General features: G+C 73.2%; 12 protein-coding genes. 4 read left to right on the top strand and 8 right to left on the bottom strand.

Annotation, left to right across the window (positions count from 1 at the left end; genetic code table 11):
* Positions 1 to 24: 24 nt before the first annotated feature.
* Positions 25 to 642, bottom strand: a complete 618-nt coding sequence (locus tag ACIQ87_RS36970; RefSeq protein ID WP_402415894.1) for a TetR/AcrR family transcriptional regulator — start codon at positions 640 to 642, stop codon at positions 25 to 27.
* Between the two features lie 151 nt (positions 643 to 793).
* On the opposite strand from ACIQ87_RS36970, the gene ACIQ87_RS36965 reads away from it, so the two are divergent.
* Positions 794 to 2,014: an amidohydrolase family protein gene (locus ACIQ87_RS36965; RefSeq protein WP_402415891.1), complete on the top strand. Its 1,221-nt coding sequence runs from the start codon at positions 794 to 796 to the stop codon at positions 2,012 to 2,014.
* Between the two features lie 197 nt (positions 2,015 to 2,211).
* On the opposite strand, the gene ACIQ87_RS36960 is transcribed toward ACIQ87_RS36965, so the two are convergent.
* The 5 genes from ACIQ87_RS36960 to mmuM all read right to left on the bottom strand — a co-directional run bounded on the left by ACIQ87_RS36960 (position 2,212) and on the right by mmuM (position 8,641).
* Complete coding sequence (locus tag ACIQ87_RS36960) at positions 2,212 to 3,807, bottom strand: FAD-dependent oxidoreductase (protein ID WP_402415889.1); 1,596 nt, start codon at positions 3,805 to 3,807, stop codon at positions 2,212 to 2,214.
* Positions 3,808 to 3,979: 172 nt separating this feature from the next.
* Positions 3,980 to 5,500, bottom strand: coding sequence for a glycerol kinase GlpK (glpK, locus tag ACIQ87_RS36955; protein ID WP_402415886.1), 1,521 nt, complete (start codon positions 5,498 to 5,500; stop codon positions 3,980 to 3,982).
* A 113-nt stretch (positions 5,501 to 5,613) separates the two neighbouring features.
* Positions 5,614 to 6,333, bottom strand: coding sequence for an MIP/aquaporin family protein (locus ACIQ87_RS36950; RefSeq protein WP_402415885.1), 720 nt, complete (start codon positions 6,331 to 6,333; stop codon positions 5,614 to 5,616).
* Between the two features lie 371 nt (positions 6,334 to 6,704).
* Positions 6,705 to 7,469 (bottom strand): IclR family transcriptional regulator, encoded by a 765-nt coding sequence (locus ACIQ87_RS36945; RefSeq protein WP_402415882.1) that lies wholly within the window; start codon positions 7,467 to 7,469, stop codon positions 6,705 to 6,707.
* 227 nt (positions 7,470 to 7,696) lie between these two features.
* The gene (gene mmuM / locus ACIQ87_RS36940) at positions 7,697 to 8,641 is read right to left on the bottom strand and encodes a homocysteine S-methyltransferase (RefSeq protein ID WP_402415880.1); all 945 of its coding nucleotides are present in this window, start codon (positions 8,639 to 8,641) and stop codon (positions 7,697 to 7,699) included.
* A 188-nt stretch (positions 8,642 to 8,829) separates the two neighbouring features.
* On the opposite strand from mmuM, the gene ACIQ87_RS36935 reads away from it, so the two are divergent.
* From ACIQ87_RS36935 to ACIQ87_RS36925, 3 genes are all read left to right on the top strand, one after another.
* Positions 8,830 to 9,732, top strand: coding sequence for an NUDIX hydrolase (locus ACIQ87_RS36935; RefSeq protein WP_402415878.1), 903 nt, complete (start codon positions 8,830 to 8,832; stop codon positions 9,730 to 9,732).
* Positions 9,733 to 9,782: 50 nt separating this feature from the next.
* The gene (locus tag ACIQ87_RS36930; RefSeq protein WP_402415875.1) at positions 9,783 to 10,331 is read left to right on the top strand and encodes an NUDIX domain-containing protein; all 549 of its coding nucleotides are present in this window, start codon (positions 9,783 to 9,785) and stop codon (positions 10,329 to 10,331) included.
* Positions 10,332 to 10,471: 140 nt separating this feature from the next.
* Entirely contained in the window at positions 10,472 to 12,490 is a 2,019-nt protein-coding gene (locus tag ACIQ87_RS36925) for an acetoacetate--CoA ligase (protein WP_402415873.1), read from the top strand.
* Positions 12,491 to 12,561: 71 nt separating this feature from the next.
* On the opposite strand, the gene ptsP is transcribed toward ACIQ87_RS36925, so the two are convergent.
* The gene (ptsP, locus tag ACIQ87_RS36920; RefSeq protein ID WP_392883872.1) at positions 12,562 to 14,232 is read right to left on the bottom strand and encodes a phosphoenolpyruvate--protein phosphotransferase; all 1,671 of its coding nucleotides are present in this window, start codon (positions 14,230 to 14,232) and stop codon (positions 12,562 to 12,564) included.
* 96 nt (positions 14,233 to 14,328) lie between these two features.
* Positions 14,329 to 14,778 (bottom strand): PTS glucose transporter subunit IIA, encoded by a 450-nt coding sequence (locus ACIQ87_RS36915; RefSeq protein WP_402415871.1) that lies wholly within the window; start codon positions 14,776 to 14,778, stop codon positions 14,329 to 14,331.
* Positions 14,779 to 15,273: the final 495 nt, after the last annotated feature.

The raw sequence follows: 15,273 nt of genomic DNA, 5'->3' as shown, positions 1-15,273 counted from the left end.
TGAAGTCGTCGAGTCGTCGAGTCGTCAGTCCAGCAGCCCGGACAGCACCGCCGCCGTCGCCGCCAGCAGGTCCTCCGCGACCGCGCCGCCCGCCGCCGTCCGGGCCAGCAGCCCCTCCCGCGCGGCCAGGATCACCGACGCGGCCTGCGTGGCGCTCGCCCCCGGAGGCACCAGCGCCGGCAGGGCCCGCTCCAGCACCTCGGCCAGCGCCCGCGCGACCGCCCGGTCGTGCGCGGCGACCTGCTCGGCCAGCGCCTCCGTCCGGGCCGCGACCAGCCGGAACTCCAGGAACAGCAGGATCCACCCGGTGTCCGCGGGCTCGACCCGCAGCAGCGCCTCGACCAGCCGCTCCGCCCGCTCCCGGGGCGCCAGCCCCTCGCAGGCGGCGGCCAGTTCCGCCAGCTCGGTCATCCGCTGCGCGGCGTGGTCGTCGAAGAGCGCCAGCAGCAGCTCCTCCTTGCTGCCGAAGTTCGAGTAGAAGGCGCCGCGGGTGTAGCCGGCGGCGGCGCAGACGTCCTCGATGCTCGTCCGGGCGAAGCCGACGGAGAGGAACAGCTCGCTCGCCGCGGCGAGCAGCCGGGCCCGGGTGTGGACGCGGCGTCGGGGCGGTCGGGGAGCGGTATCGGAGGGGGGTGGGTTCACAGCAGAACGATACATGGTGTATTCAGTACGAGTCGTATTCAATACGAGCCGTACTGAAACGAGGGGCCACTACCGTGAGTGAGCGAAGCGAGCGAACCATCAAGAGGCGCGAGTGGGCGAATGCTCCTGCCGAGCGCAGCGAGGTGGGCGCATGAGTCGACTGCTGATCACCAACGCCCACCTGTTCCACCCCGAGGACGGAACCCGTACCGACCTCGGCTGGCTGGAGGCCGCCGACGGCCGGATCGCCGCCACCGGAACCGGCCGCCCGCCCACCGCCACCGAGGGCGTCAGGGTCCTCGACGCCGCCGGCGGCACCGTGCTGCCCGGTCTGATCGACGCCCACGTCCACCTGCTGGTCACCTCGCTCGACCTGCGTGACCTGGCCGACTGGACCCCGGGCTACGCCACCGTGCGGGCCCTCGCAGAGGCCGAGCGCATGCTGCGCCGCGGCTTCACCACCGTCCGCGACGTCGGCGGCGCCGACCACGGGATGGCCCGCGCGCTGGCCGAGGGCCTGGTGCCCGGTCCGCGGCTGCTGCACGGCGGCAAGGCGCTCTCCCAGACCGGCGGCCACGGCGACCTGCGCCCGCTCGGCGACGACGCCCTGCCCTGCTGCGAGGCCCGCCCGCACTTCGGCCGGATCGCCGACGGCGTGGACGCGGTGCGGGCCGCCGCCCGGGACGAGTTCCGCAAGGGCGCCCGCCACCTCAAGGTGCTGCTCTCCGGCGGCGTCGCCTCCCCGCACGACGAGATCGCCGCCGTCCAGTACAGCGAGGAGGAGATCCGCGCGGCCGTCGAGGAGGCCGACAACCACAACCGCTACGTCACCGTGCACGCCTACCACCCGCGGGCGATCGACCGCGCCCTGCGGGCCGGCGTGCGCTGCGTCGAGCACGGCAACCTGCTGGACGACACCACCGTCGCCCTGCTGCTGGAGAAGGAGGCCTTCCTGGTGCCGACCCTGGTCGCCTACGAGCAGACCGCCAGGCTCGGCGCCGCCTCCGGCCTGCCGGCCGCCTCCCTGGGCAAGCTCGCCGAGGTCCGCGACCGGGGCCTGGAGGCGCTGGAGCGCGCCCACCGCGCGGGCGTCGACCTGGTCTACGGCAGCGACCTGCTCGGCCCGATGCACCCGGCCCAGCTGGAGGAGTTCACCCTGCGCGCCCGGGTCCAGCCGGTCGCGGACGTGCTGCGCTCGGCGACCACCACGGCGGCCCGGCTGCTCGGCATGGCGGGGGAGATCGGCACCCTCGCCCCGGGCGCCCACGCGGACCTGCTCGTGCTCGACGGCGACCCGATCGCCGACCTCACCGTGCTCACCCGTTCCGACCTGCACCCGAAGCGGGTGGTCAAGGCCGGCGTCCCGGTCTGACGGCCGGAGGGTACGGCGAAACGGCGGGCGGGCGCCCGGGGAATCCCCGGACGCCCGCCCGTCAGAAGCGATGTGGCTACTTCCCGCGCTTCGCGGGACTGCGCGTGCTTGTTCCCGCGCTTCGCGAGACTGTGCCTGCTTGTTCCCGCGCTTCGCGGGACTGTGCCTGCTTGTTTCCGCGCTTCGCGAGACTGTGCCTACTTGTTTCCGCGCTTCGCGAGGAAGGCCTCGACCTCGGCCTTGATCTCCGGCGTGTCCAGCCCGCGCACCGTCATCGTGGTGCGGCGGCGCAGCACGTCGTCCGCGGTGTACGCCCACTCGTTGTCCGCCGCGTACGCGACCTGCGCCCAGACGTCCGGGCCGTCCTCGTGGATCGGGCGGCCGAGCTCCGGGTTCTCGTCGATCATGCGGGCGATGTCGAAGGACAGGGTGCCGTAGTGGCTGGCCAGGTGCTTGGCCACCAGCGGCTCCATCCGCGAGCCCGGCTCACGGTCGATCAGCAGGCGGTGCGCCACCGCGTTCGGCGCGCCGACGCCCGGCAGCGGGACGGTCGGGGCGATCGGGGACATGTCCTCGCCGAGGCTGGTGCCGGGCACGTGGGCCAGCTTCTCCAGCACGGTGCGGCCGATGTGCCGGTAGGTGGTCCACTTGCCGCCGGAGACCGACAGCATGCCGCCGCGGCCCTCGGTGACGACCGTCTCGCGCTTGGCGGCGGCGGTGTCGCCCGGGCCGCCCGGCAGCACGCGCAGGCCGGCGAAGGAGTAGGTGACCAGGTCGCGGTCGAGGTGCTCGTCGCGGATGGCGTGCGCGGCCTCGCCCATGATCTGGTCGATGTCCGCGTCGGTGGCCCGGACGTCCTTCGGGTCGCCCGTGTACTCCTCGTCGGTGGTGCCGAGCAGGACGTGGTCCTCCCACGGGATGGCGAAGGAGACGCGGTACTTGTCGATCGGGATGGTCAGCGCGGCGCGCCACGGCGAGCGGCGCTTGACGACCACGTGGGCGCCCTTGGAAAGGCGGATCGACGGCGCGGCGCCGGCGTCCTCCATCTTGCGCAGGTGGTCGACCCACGGGCCGGTGGCGTTCAGCACCAGGCGGGCGTCGATGCCGAACTCGCTGCCGTCCAGGCGGTCGCGCAGCTCGGCGCCGGTGACCCGGCCGCCGGTGAAGCGCAGGCCGGTGACCTCGGCGTGGTTGAGCACCACGGCGCCGGCGTCGACCGCGGCGCGCACGGTCATCACGGCGACGCGCGAGTCGTTCATCTGGTGGTCGCCGTAGACGGCCACCGAGCGCAGGCCCTCGGTGCGCAGCGCGGGCACCTGCTGGGCGGCGTGCGCGGCGGTGGAGACCCGGCCCATGCCGTCGCGGAAGGCGGACAGCGCCGAGTAGAGGAAGACGCCGGCGCCGAGCTTGGCGGCGCCGTGCGGGCCGCCCTTGTAGACCGGCACGAAGAAGGTCAGCGGGTTGACCAGGTGCGGGGCCACGTCGGTGGAGAGCGCGCGGCGCTCCTTGTGGTTCTCCGCGACCAGCTTGACCGCGCCGGTCTGCAGGTAGCGCAGACCGCCGTGGACGAGCTTGGAGGAGGCGCTGGAGGTGGCGCCGGCGAAGTCGCCGGCGTCGACCATGGCGACCTTCAGGCCGGCCTGGGACGCGGTCCAGGCGACGGCCGTGCCGAGGATGCCGCCCCCGATCACCAGCAGGTCGTAGGTGGCCTTGCCGAGCAGCTCGCGGGTCTCGGCGCGGGAAGCGGTGCGGCCGGCGGTGCGCTCGGCGCCCAGGGTCGGGATGGTTGCCATGGTGGTTGTGTACGGCGCGCGGGTCGGGCGGCGCCGTTACTCCTCTCGTGTGCTGTGCGGCCCCTGCGGGAGAGGCCGGTCGGCCCGGTGCGGCGGGCCGTGAAACCAGTGACGCCCGTTGCCGGAACAGCGGGCGGCCGGCCGGGGCGCGGGGCCCCGACCGGCTCGTCGGTCAGTTGTTCTCTTCCTCCTCCACCCAGTCCATGGTGCGCTCCACGGCCTTGAGCCACTTCTTGTACTCGCGCTCCCGGGTGGCCTCGTCCATGCGCGGGGTCCACTCGGCGGCGCGGTGCCAGTTGGCCCGCAGGGTGTCGAGGTCGTTCCAGAAGCCGACGGCGAGACCGGCCGCGTAGGCGGCGCCGAGGGCGGTGGTCTCGGCCACGTACGGGCGCTCGACCGGGGCGTCCAGGACGTCGGCGATGTTCTGCATGAGCAGGTTGTTGCTGGTCATGCCGCCGTCGACCTTGAGGGCGGTGAGCTCGACCCCGGAGTCCTTCTGCATGGCGTCGACGACCTCGCGGGTCTGCCAGGCGGTGGCCTCCAGGACGGCCCGGGCCAGGTGGCCCTTGGTGACGTACCGGGTCAGGCCGGCGATCACACCGCGGGCGTCGGAGCGCCAGTACGGGGCGAACAGGCCGGAGAAGGCCGGGACGAAGTAGGCGCCGCCGTTGTCCTCGACGGTGTTGGCGAGGGTCTCGATCTCGGCGGCGGTGGAGATGATGCCGAGCTGGTCGCGCAGCCACTGGACGAGCGAGCCGGTGACGGCGATCGAGCCTTCCAGGGCGTACACCGGGGCCTGGTCGCCGATCCGGTAGCCGACGGTGGTCAGCAGGCCGTGGTACGAGTTGACGATCTTCTCGCCGGTGTTCAGCAGCAGGAAGGTGCCGGTGCCGTAGGTGGACTTGGCCTCGCCCTCGTCGAAGCAGGTCTGGCCGAACAGCGCGGCCTGCTGGTCGCCGAGCGCGGAGGCGACCGGGACGCCGGCCAGGTCGCCGACGGCCTCGCCGTACACCTCGGCGGAGGAGCGGATCTCCGGCAGGACGGACATCGGGACGTCCATCGACTCGGCGATCTTGTCGTCCCACTGCAGGGTGTGCAGGTTCATCAGCATGGTGCGGCTGGCGTTGGTGACGTCCGTGACGTGCTTGCCGCCGTTGACACCGCCGGTGAGGTTCCAGATGACCCAGGTGTCCATGGTGCCGAAGAGGATGTCGCCGGCCTCGGCGCGCTCGCGCAGGCCCTCGACGTTGTCCAGCAGCCAGCGGATCTTCGGGCCGGCGAAGTAGCTGGCCAGGGGGAGGCCGGTCTCGCGGCGGAAGCGGTCCTGGCCGACGTTGCGGCCCAGCTCGCGGCAGAGCCCCTCGGTGCGGGTGTCCTGCCACACCAGCGCGTTGTGCACCGGCTCGCCGGTGTTCTTGTCCCACAGGACGGTGGTCTCGCGCTGGTTGGTGATGCCGATCGCGCGGATGTCGTCCTTGGTCAGGCCGGCCTTCTCCAGCGCGCCGCGGACGACCGACTGCACCCGGGTCCAGATCTCGGCGGCGTCGTGCTCGACGTAGCCGGGCTGCGGGAAGATCTGCCGGTGCTCCTGCTGGTCGACGGCGACGATCCGGCCGTCGGCGCCGAAGATGATGCAGCGGCTGGAGGTGGTGCCCTGGTCGATCGCGGCGATGTAGTTACCGGTGGAGGTCATGGGGAGGGTCCTCGGCTCTGGTTCGGGGGATACGGGGTGGGTGGGCCTGACGAGCCTGCTCGGTCAGTCCCCGTGTGCGGCGGGGTCGACACCGCTCATTTCGAGAGGGGTCTCTAGAAGATGGCGTTGTAGACGCCGCCGGCCGCCAGGCCGCCCAGGACCGGGCCGACGACCGGGATCCAGGCGTACGACCAGTCGGAGCCGCCCTTGTTCGGGATCGGCAGCAGGGCGTGGGCGATGCGCGGGCCGAGGTCACGGGCCGGGTTGATCGCGTAGCCGGTCGGGCCGCCCAGCGAGAGGCCGATGCCGACGACGGTGAAGGCGACCATCAGGGTGCCGGTGCCGGACTGGGAGAGCCCGGAGTTGGTGCCGATGGTGAGGATCGCGAAGCAGAGCACGAAGGTGCCGATGACCTCGGTGATCACGTTCTGGATCGGGTTCCGGATCTCGGGGCCGGTCGAGAAGATGCCGAGGGTGGGCTCCTCGTTCGCGTTGAACTGGCCCAGGTAGGTGGCCCAGACCAGCACGGCGCCGATGATCGCGCCGAGCAGCTGGGAGCCGAGGTAGAGCGGCACCTGGCTCCAGTCGCCGCTCTTGACCGCGAGGGCGATGGTGACGGCCGGGTTGAGGTGGGCGCCGGACTTCGGAGCCGACATGTAGGCGGCGATGAGGACCGCGAATCCCCAGCCGAAGGTGATCGCCAGCCAACCGGCGTTGACGGCCTTCGACTTCTTGAGGGTCACGGCGGCGCAGACGCCACCGCCGAGAAGTATCAGGGCGGCGGTGCCGAGGGTTTCGCCGACGAAGACGTCGCCGTTGGAGAACGCGGACACAAAGACTCCCTTGTCCATATGGCCCGGAGGGTGGTGGGGGCAGGTGGCCGGTCGATCGCTGTGCGGGTGAGTTCACCGTGGGAGTGATCTCTCCGGCCATCGTTCGACAATGTCGACCGTCATGCGGAAGCTTCCTCCCCAGGTCGCCCCCACGTCAAGGCGGGGTTACGCAGCTGTGACCCTCGCCTCGACGGGTCCGTCGAGGCTACCGAGCGGAGCGTCCCGAAACCGGACAAAACGCCAGAGGCGCGGACAGGCCTCCCGGCCGTCCGCGCCTCAGCGTGACGAATCGGCGGCTCTGGGCGAGCCGTCCGTGGATGTGTTCGGAGATGTGCTCCGAGATGTGCTCGGGGGTGCGCTCGGGGGTGCGCTCAGAACCGTCCGGCGCCCAGGTCGCGGGAGATCGCCCGTGCCGCGCTGCGCACCGAGGCCACCAGCGAGGGCTTCACGAAGCCGTCCTCGCAGACCCGCTCGACCGCCCCGCTGATGCACACCGCGCCCACCGGGTTGCGCCGCCGGTCCTGGATCAGCGCGCCGATCGAGGCCACGCCCTCCCAGGTCTCCTCGATCGAGTCCGCCCAGCCGCGCTCCCGGATCAGCGCGCACTCGGCGTCCACGTCGGCCGCCTCGGTCAGCGTCCGCACGGTGTACGACTCGTACGGTCCGTCGCCCAACTCCCCGCGCGCGACCGGGTCGTAGGCCACCAGCACCTTGCCCAGCGCGGTGCTGTGCAACGGCTGCATCGAGCCCACCTCCAGCACTTGCCGGGTGTCGTCCGGCCGGAACACGTGGTGCACGATCAGCACGCCCTGCTGGTGCAGCACGCCCAGATAGACCGTCTCCCCGGCCGCCCGGGCCAGGTCGTCCGCCCACACCAGAGCCCGCGCCCGCAGCTCGTGCACGTCCAGGTAGCTCTGCCCCAGCCGCAGCAGTTCGGCGCCCAGCTGGTACTTGCCGCTCTCCGGGTCCTGCTCGACGAACCCCTCCTGCTGCAGCGTGCGCAGGATGCCGTGCGCGGTGCCCTTGGCCAGGTCCAGGGCCGTCGCGACCTCGGACAGGCCCAGCCGGCGCTCGCCGCCGGCCAGCAGGCGCATGATCGCGGCGGCCCGGGAGAGCGACTGGATCGGGCCGGGCATGGGAACCTCCGCGCTGACAGGCGGTCGACATTGTCGACCGCAGTGGTGACGGGACGAGTCTGCCAGGCCGCCGAGGCTCCGTGCACCTTCCCCCCGGGTAACCGGCCCCCGGCCCCTGTCGATCCGCGGCGTCGACCCGGGGTGTGCCCCCGGTACGGCCCCGGTCCGGCCCCGGTCCGGGCCGCCGTGCGCGCGCCCGCCCGCCGCGCGCACCCCCGCCCGCGCCGTCAGCCCGACGCCCCCGCCCGCTGCGTCCGCTGCACCGTCACCTCCGCCGCCAGCGCGGCGATCCCGTCCGTCCCGACCCGGCAGCAGCCACCCACCAGCCGCGCGCCGTCCGCGAGCCAGCCGCCCACCCGGGCCGAGCGGAAGGTCGGCTCGCCGCGCCAGCCCCGGCGGGCGGCGTCCCAGTGCTCCCCGCTGTTCGGGTAGACCACCACCGGCTTCCCGGTCACCTCGGCGGCCACCGCCACCGCCCGGTCCGCGTCCTGCGGCGTGCAGCAGTTGACGCCCACCGCGACCACCTCGTCCACCCCGGCCGCCACCGCGAAGGCCTCCGCCAGCGGCTGCCCGGCCCTGGTCCGGTCACCGTCGATGCTGTACGACAGCCAGGCCGGCACCCCCAGCCCGCGCACCAGCCCCAGCAGCGCCCGCGCCTCGTCCACGTCCGGCACCGTCTCCAGCGCCAGCACGTCCGGGCGGGCCGCCGCCAGCACCTCCAGCCGCGGCCGGTGGAAGTCCGCCAGCTCCGCGACGCTCAGCCCGTACCGCCCCCGGTACTCCGAGCCGTCCGCCAGCACCGCCCCGTACGGGCCCACCGAGGCCGCCACCCAGCGCCGCCGCCCGCTCGGCTCCGGGCGCGCCGCCTCCCGGGCCAGCTCCACACTGCTCGCCAGCAGCCGCGCGGCCTGCGCCCGGCCGACCCCGCGGCGCGCGAAGCCCTCGAAACTCGCCTGGTAGCTCGCGGTTATCGCGACGTCCGCGCCCGCCGCGAAGTACGCCCGGTGCGCCGCCAGCACCGCCTGCGGGTCGTCCGCCAGCAGCCGCGCCGACCACAGCTCGTCCGAGAGGTCGTGCCCGTCCGCCGCCAACTGGTTCGACATCCCTCCGTCGAGCACCAGCGGACCGGCGGCCAGCGCGGCGACGAAGTCGGGCGGGGGAAGAATGGGCATGTCGGTCTCCTCTGGCAGAGTTCCTGGTCACAGCCTAGGGCGGGGCGTCCCGGCCGAGTGACCGGGCCGAGGAGGAAAACCGTTTGCCGCGGGGGAAAGCGCTCGTTACGTTGTGCTCAGCCCGAGAAGAACAGCACCGGCGGCCAGGCCGGTGGCACCGGAACGCACAGACAGAAGGGAGCCCGACGATGGCAGTGGACGACCGACCGCCCTCCACCGGGCCCCGAGCCGAACAGGAGTGGCTCGCCGCGTACGATCCGCGCGCCTACGCCCCGGTCGCCGTCACCGTGGACGTGGTCGCCCTGACCTTGCGCCACGGCAGCCTGCACGTGCTGCTCGTCGAGCGCGGCGCCCCGCCCCACCAGGGCTGCTGGGCGCTGCCCGGCGGCTTCCTGCGGGCCGGCGAGGAGAGCCTGGACGAGGCCGCGGCCCGCGAGCTCGCGGAGGAGACGGGCCTGCGGAGCGCCTCCGAGGCCGAGACGCTCTGCCGCCTCCACCTCGAACAGCTCGGCAGCTACGGCGCCCCCGAGCGGGACCCTCGGATGCACGTCGTCTCCGTCGCCTACCTCGCCTTCGCCCCCGACCTGCCCGACCCCCAGGCCGGGACGGACGCCGCGGCAGCCGCCTGGCACCCCGTCTCCGACCTGGACCTCCGGCCCCGTGGCCGGTCCCGAGCCGCCGGTGCGCCCGCCGACACCCACGGGGGTGGCGTCGACGGGCGCACCGGCCCCGGCCCGCTCACGCTGGCCTTCGACCACGCCCGCATCCTCGCCGACGGCCTCGACCGGGTGCGCGCCAAGCTCGAGTACAGCCCGCTGGCCACCGCCTTCCTGCCGTACGACTTCACCATCCCCGACCTCCGTGCCGTCTACGAGGCGGTCTGGGACGAGAAGCTCCACCCCGGCAACTTCCACCGCAAGGTGCTGTCGGTGCCCGGCTTCGTCGAGAGCACCGGCACCACCACCGAGCGCGGCGGCGCCCGCGGCGGCCCCCGCGCCCGCACCTACCACGCCGGCGACGCCCGGCTGCTGCACCCCGCGCTGCTCCGCCCCGCCCGGGACGAGAGCGCCGAAGGCGCCGAGCCGTCCTGAGCTTCCCCGGCCCGGGGCACCACCGCAGACGGCCGGGCTACCATCCGGCCATGACGACTGACGAAGCGATCCAGAACGCCCACCGGCCGTTCTCGCACTGCCACTTCTGCGGCACGCCCTACCCGCCCGGCACCCTCGCCTGGCCGCGCGCCTGCCCCGGCTGCACCGAGATCAGCTACCGCAACCCGCTGCCCGTCGCGGTCACCGTCCTCCCCGTCACCCGCCCCGACGCCGACCCCGCCCTGGTCGTCATCCGCCGCACCATCGAACCCGGCTACGGCGAACTCGCCTTCCCCGGCGGATACATGGACTACGGCGAGAGCTGGCAGCAGGCCTGCGTCCGTGAACTGCACGAGGAGACCGGCATCACCGCCGACGCGGCCGAGGTCACCCTGATCCACACCGCCTCCGACCCCAACGGCCGCTTCGTGATGCTCTGCGGACTGCTCCCGGCCCGACCGCTCGCCGACCTCCCGCCCTCGCAGCCCACCGACGAGACCGACGGCTGGCTGCTCGCCACCGCCGAGACCCCGCTCGTCTGGGACTTCCACAACGGCGTCCTGCGCCGCTGGTTCGGCGGCGAGTTCACCCGGCGCTGACCTCCCGCCGGCCTCCCGTCCAGCCATCGGCCGACCCTGGCGCGGCGGGCGATCACGTGGCATGGTCTGCACCGACAGCCCAACCGGACGGGTCTGCCACGAGCCCTCCCGTCCCCACCACCGGCCGGGAGACCACCACCGTGAGCACCCCACCGCAGGACCAGCCGCTCTGGCGCCCCACCCCCGCTCGCGCCGCCGACACCACCCTGGTGGCCTTCCAGGCCTGGGCCGCCGAACACCACGGCGCCCCGGCCGCCCCCCTCGCCCCGGCCACCGACGACCAGCAGGCCGCCGAGCGCTACGCCGCCCTGCACGCCTGGTCCACCGAGGACCTCGACCGGTTCTGGACCGCGATCACCCAGTGGTTCGACGTCCGCTTCCGGCAGGCCCCCGAAGCCGTCCTCGCGGACGCCGGCATGCCCGGAGCCCGCTGGTTCCCCGGCGCCCGCCTCAACTACGCCGAGCACGCCCTGCGCGCGGCGGAGAAGCCCGCCAACGCCGACCACCCCGCGATCCTCCACCTCGACGAGACCACCGAGCAGCCGGCCGTCCTCACCTGGTCCGAACTCCGCCGCCAGGTCGGCTCGCTGGCCGCGGCCCTGCGCGCCCGCGGCATCGGCCCCGGCGACCGGGTCAGCGCCTACCTGCCCAACGTCCCGCAGGCCGCCGTCGCCCTCCTCGCCACCGCGGCCGTCGGCGCGGTCTGGACCAGCTGCGCCCCCGACTTCGGCGCCCGCAGCGTCCTCGACCGCCTCCAGCAGATCGAGCCCGCCGTCCTGTTCGCCATCGACGGCTACCACTACGGCGGCAAGGACCACGACCGCACCGAGGTCGTCGCCGAGCTGCGCCGCGAACTGCCCAGCCTGCACACCGTCGTCCACGTCCCGCTGCTCGGCGCCCCCGCCCCCGAGGGCGCCCTGAACTGGGACGACCTGGTCGCCGACGACGTGGAGCCGGTCTTCGAGGCCGTCCCCTTCGACCACCCGCTCTGGGTGCTCTACTCCTCCGGCACCACCGGCCTGCCCAAGGCCATCGTCCAGAGCCAGGGCGGCATCCTGCTCGAACACCTCAAGCAGGCCGGCCTCCACCTCGACCTCAGCCCGCGGGACCGCTTCCTCTGGTACACCTCCACCGGCTGGATGATGTGGAACTTCCTGCTGGCCGGCCTCCTCGTCGGGTCCACGATCGTCACCTACGACGGCAGCCCCGGACACCCCGACACCGGCGCCCTCTGGTCGGTCGCCGCCCGCACCGGCGCCACCGTCCTCGGCACCTCCGCCGCCTACGTGATCGCCAGCCGCAAGGCCGAACTCCACCCCGGCCGCGACCTCGACCTGTCCGCCGTCCGCTGCATCGGCACCACCGGCTCCCCGCTCCCGCCCGACGGCTTCCGCTGGATCTACGACGAGGTCAAGCAGGACGTCTGGCTCGCCTCCGTCAGCGGCGGCACGGACGTCTGCTCCTGCTTCGTCGGCGGCGTCCCGACCCTCCCCGTGCACCTCGGCGAGATCCAGGCCCCCTGCCTCGGCGCGGCCGTCGAGTCCTGGGACGCCCAGGGCCACCCTCACACCGACACCGTCGGCGAACTCGTCGTCACCAAGCCCATCCCGTCGATGCCCACCGGCTTCTGGAACGACCCCGAGGGCACCCGCTACCACGACAGCTACTTCGACACCTACCCCGGCATCTGGCGCCACGGCGACTGGATCACCGTCACCTCCCGCGGCACCGTCGTCATCCACGGCCGCTCCGACTCCACCCTCAACCGCCAGGGCGTCCGGATGGGCTCCTCGGACATCTACGAGGTCGTCGAGCGCCTCCCCGAGATCGCCGAGTCCCTGGTCATCGGCCTGGAGGAGCCCGACGGCGGCTACTGGATGCCGCTGTTCGTCGTCCTCGTCCCCGGCGCGGAGCTGACCGACGAGGTGATCGGGCGCATCCGCACCTCGCTGCGCACCGAGCTCTCCCCGCGCCACGTGCCCGACGAGGTCATCGCCGTCCGCGGTCTCCCGCACACCCTCACGGGCAAGCGGATCGAGGTCCCGGTCAAGCGCATCCTCTCCGGCACCCCGCTGGAGCAGGCCGTCAACCCCGGCTCCGTGGACCGCATCGAGCACCTGCGCTTCTTCGAGCGGCTCCGCCTCGACCGCCAGGCCTGACCGGCCCGGCGCGAACGAAAGGGGCGCCCCCACCGCGGTGGTGGGAGCGCCCCTTCTCGTCTCTTACGTCGTCACTCGCCGGAGAGCACCTGCTGCGCCGCGGCCCGCGCCTCCTCGGCACTGTCCGCTGCCCGGGCCGCCTCGGCCGCCCGGCGGCACTGCGCCAGGGTGTACTTGGCGAGCGTGGTCCGCACGTAGGGGATCGAGGCCGCGCCCATCGACAGGCTGGTGACGCCCAGACCGGTCAGCACCACGGCCAGCAGCGGGTCGGAGGCCGCCTCGCCGCAGACGCCACAGCTCTTCCCGCTCACCCGCGCGGCGTCGGCCGCCGCGGCGACCAGGTCCAGCAGGGCCGGCTGCCACGGGTCCTGGAGCCGGGCCAGCGCACCGACCTGACGGTCGGCCGCGAAGGTGTACTGGGCAAGGTCGTTGGTCCCCAGCGACAGGAACTCGACCTCCTGGAGGATCGCCCTGGCACGCAGCGCGGCCGACGGGATCTCCACCATCGCACCGAACTTGGCGTCCAGCCCGGCCTCCCGGCACGCGGCCGCGAAGTCCTTGGCGTCCTTGCGGTCGGCCACCATCGGGGCCATCACCTCAAGGTGCACCGGCAGCCCCTCGGCCGCCTTGGCCAGCGCCTCGAGCTGGGTGCGCAGCACGTCGGGGTGCTCGAGCAGGGTGCGCAGCCCGCGCACGCCCAGCGCCGGGTTCGGCTCGTCGGCCGGGGTCAGGAAGTCCAGCGGCTTGTCCGCGCCGGCGTCCAGCACCCGGACCACGACCCGGCCCTCGGGGAAGGCCTCCAGCACCTTGCGGTACGCCTCGACCTGCTTCTCGGCACTGGGCGCCTTCGCCGAGTCGTCGAGGAAGAGGAACTCGGTGCGGAACAGGCCGACGCCCTCGGCGCCGTTCTCCAGCGCGGCCGGCACGTCGGCCGGACCGCCCACGTTCGCCAGCAGCGGCACCCGGTGACCGTCCGAGGTCTGCCCCGGGCCGGAGGAGGAGGCCAGCGCGGCCTTGCGCTCGGCGGCGACCGCCCGCAGTTCGTCCTGCTTCTCCCGGGACGGCTCCACCAGCACGTCGCCGGAGCTGCCGTCCACCGCGACGACGGTGCCCTCGGCGACCTCGATGGCACCCGGCAGCGCCACGACGGCCGGCACGCCCATCGCCCGGGCCAGGATGGCGCTGTGGCTGGTCGGCCCGCCCTCCTCGGTCACGAAGCCGAGCACCAGCGTCGGGTCGAGCAGCGCGGTGTCGGCCGGCGCCAGGTCCCGCGCGAACAGCACGTACGGCTCGTCGCTGTCCGGCACGCCCGGCATCGGTACACCGAGCAGCCGGGCCACGATCCGGTTGCGCACGTCGTCCAGGTCGGCGACCCGCCCGGCCAGGTACTCCCCGGCGGAGGCGAGCAGCGCCCGGTAGGCCGCGAACGCGTCGTAGACGCCACGCTCGGCACTGCTGCCGACGGCGATCCGGCGGGACACGTCGGCCATCAGCTCAGGGTCCTGCGCCATCAGCGCCTGGGCCTCCAGCACGGCCTGCGCCTCGCCCCCCGCGAGGTTGCCGCGCGCGATGAGGTCGGCGGCGACCGCCTCGACGGCGGCCTGGGCCCGGGCCTGCTCCCGCGGGGCGTCCTCGGTCGGGATCTGGGTGGCCGGGGGCTCCAGCACCGCCGTCCCCATGTGCCGCACCTGGCCGATCGCGACCCCGTGGCTCACGCCCACGCCGCGCAGCGTCTTCTCCATGTCACCTGTCTCCGCTGAGATGAGCGGCCCCGCCGGGAACCGCTGTGTGGGGGCCGCCCCGTCATCTCGCTCGGGGCGGGTGTCGGAAGGAAGAGATCAGCTCCAGCTGAACAGCTGGTCGCCCGCCTTGGCCTCGCCGTCCTCCCGCAGGCCGCCGAGCGAGTCGGCGGTGGCCTCCAGGGCCACGATCGGCGAGATCGGCGACTTGCCGGCGGCCTCGACGGCGGCCGGGTCCCACTTGATGACGGCCTGACCGCGGGTCACCGTGTCGCCCTTGGCGACGAGCAGCTCGAAGCCCTCGCCGTTGAGCTGGACGGTGTCGATCCCGAGGTGGGTCAGCACACCGTGGCCCTCGGCGTCCACCACGACGAACGCGTGCGGGTGCATGGAGACGACGACACCGTCCACCGGGGCGAGCGCCGTGGTCTGCTCACGCACCGGGTCGATCGCGGTGCCCGGGCCGACCATCGCACCCGAGAAGACCGGGTCGGGCACGCCCGCGAGTCCCACGATCTTGCCGGTCAGCGGCGACGTCACAGTGGTCATGGTTGTGCCTCCCAAGTACGCAGTACAGCGAGCGGCCGCGAGGAGCGGCACGACGATCAACTGAAGCCTAAATGATGTCAACTACGGACATCTGCTGACATTCACGGGCGAAGAACCGCCCGCTCCTGCCCAGCCGGCCGGCGGCTCGCCGGCCCGCGAGTGGTCTAGTCCTCTTGGCCGATGTGCCGCACTCTACAGGCATCTTGGCGAATCGGGACCATTGCTGTATATGCTCGCGAGAGCAACAAATCATGCCGCCGTCCGGGGGACTCCCGGTGCGCCTCGATTCGCGCTCCGGTCGGCCACCCGCTATGGTTGGTCGAGTCGCCGCGACTCCGCGGTTAACGCCAGATTTCAGATGCGAAAAGCCCCGGTAAACGGAGCGGAAAACATCTGCTAGGCTGGAAACACGAAAGAACGAAGCCCGGAGGGTCCGCTGGAAGGCGGTCCGAAGGAAGCGTCCGTTCCTTGAGAACTCAACAGCGTGCCAAAAGT

This window comes from Kitasatospora sp. NPDC096204, assembly GCF_044763205.1.
GTDB lineage: Bacteria > Actinomycetota > Actinomycetes > Streptomycetales > Streptomycetaceae > Kitasatospora.
The sequence above is the reverse complement of the archived record's forward strand: the minus strand, read 5'-3'. Positions and strand labels throughout refer to the sequence as shown.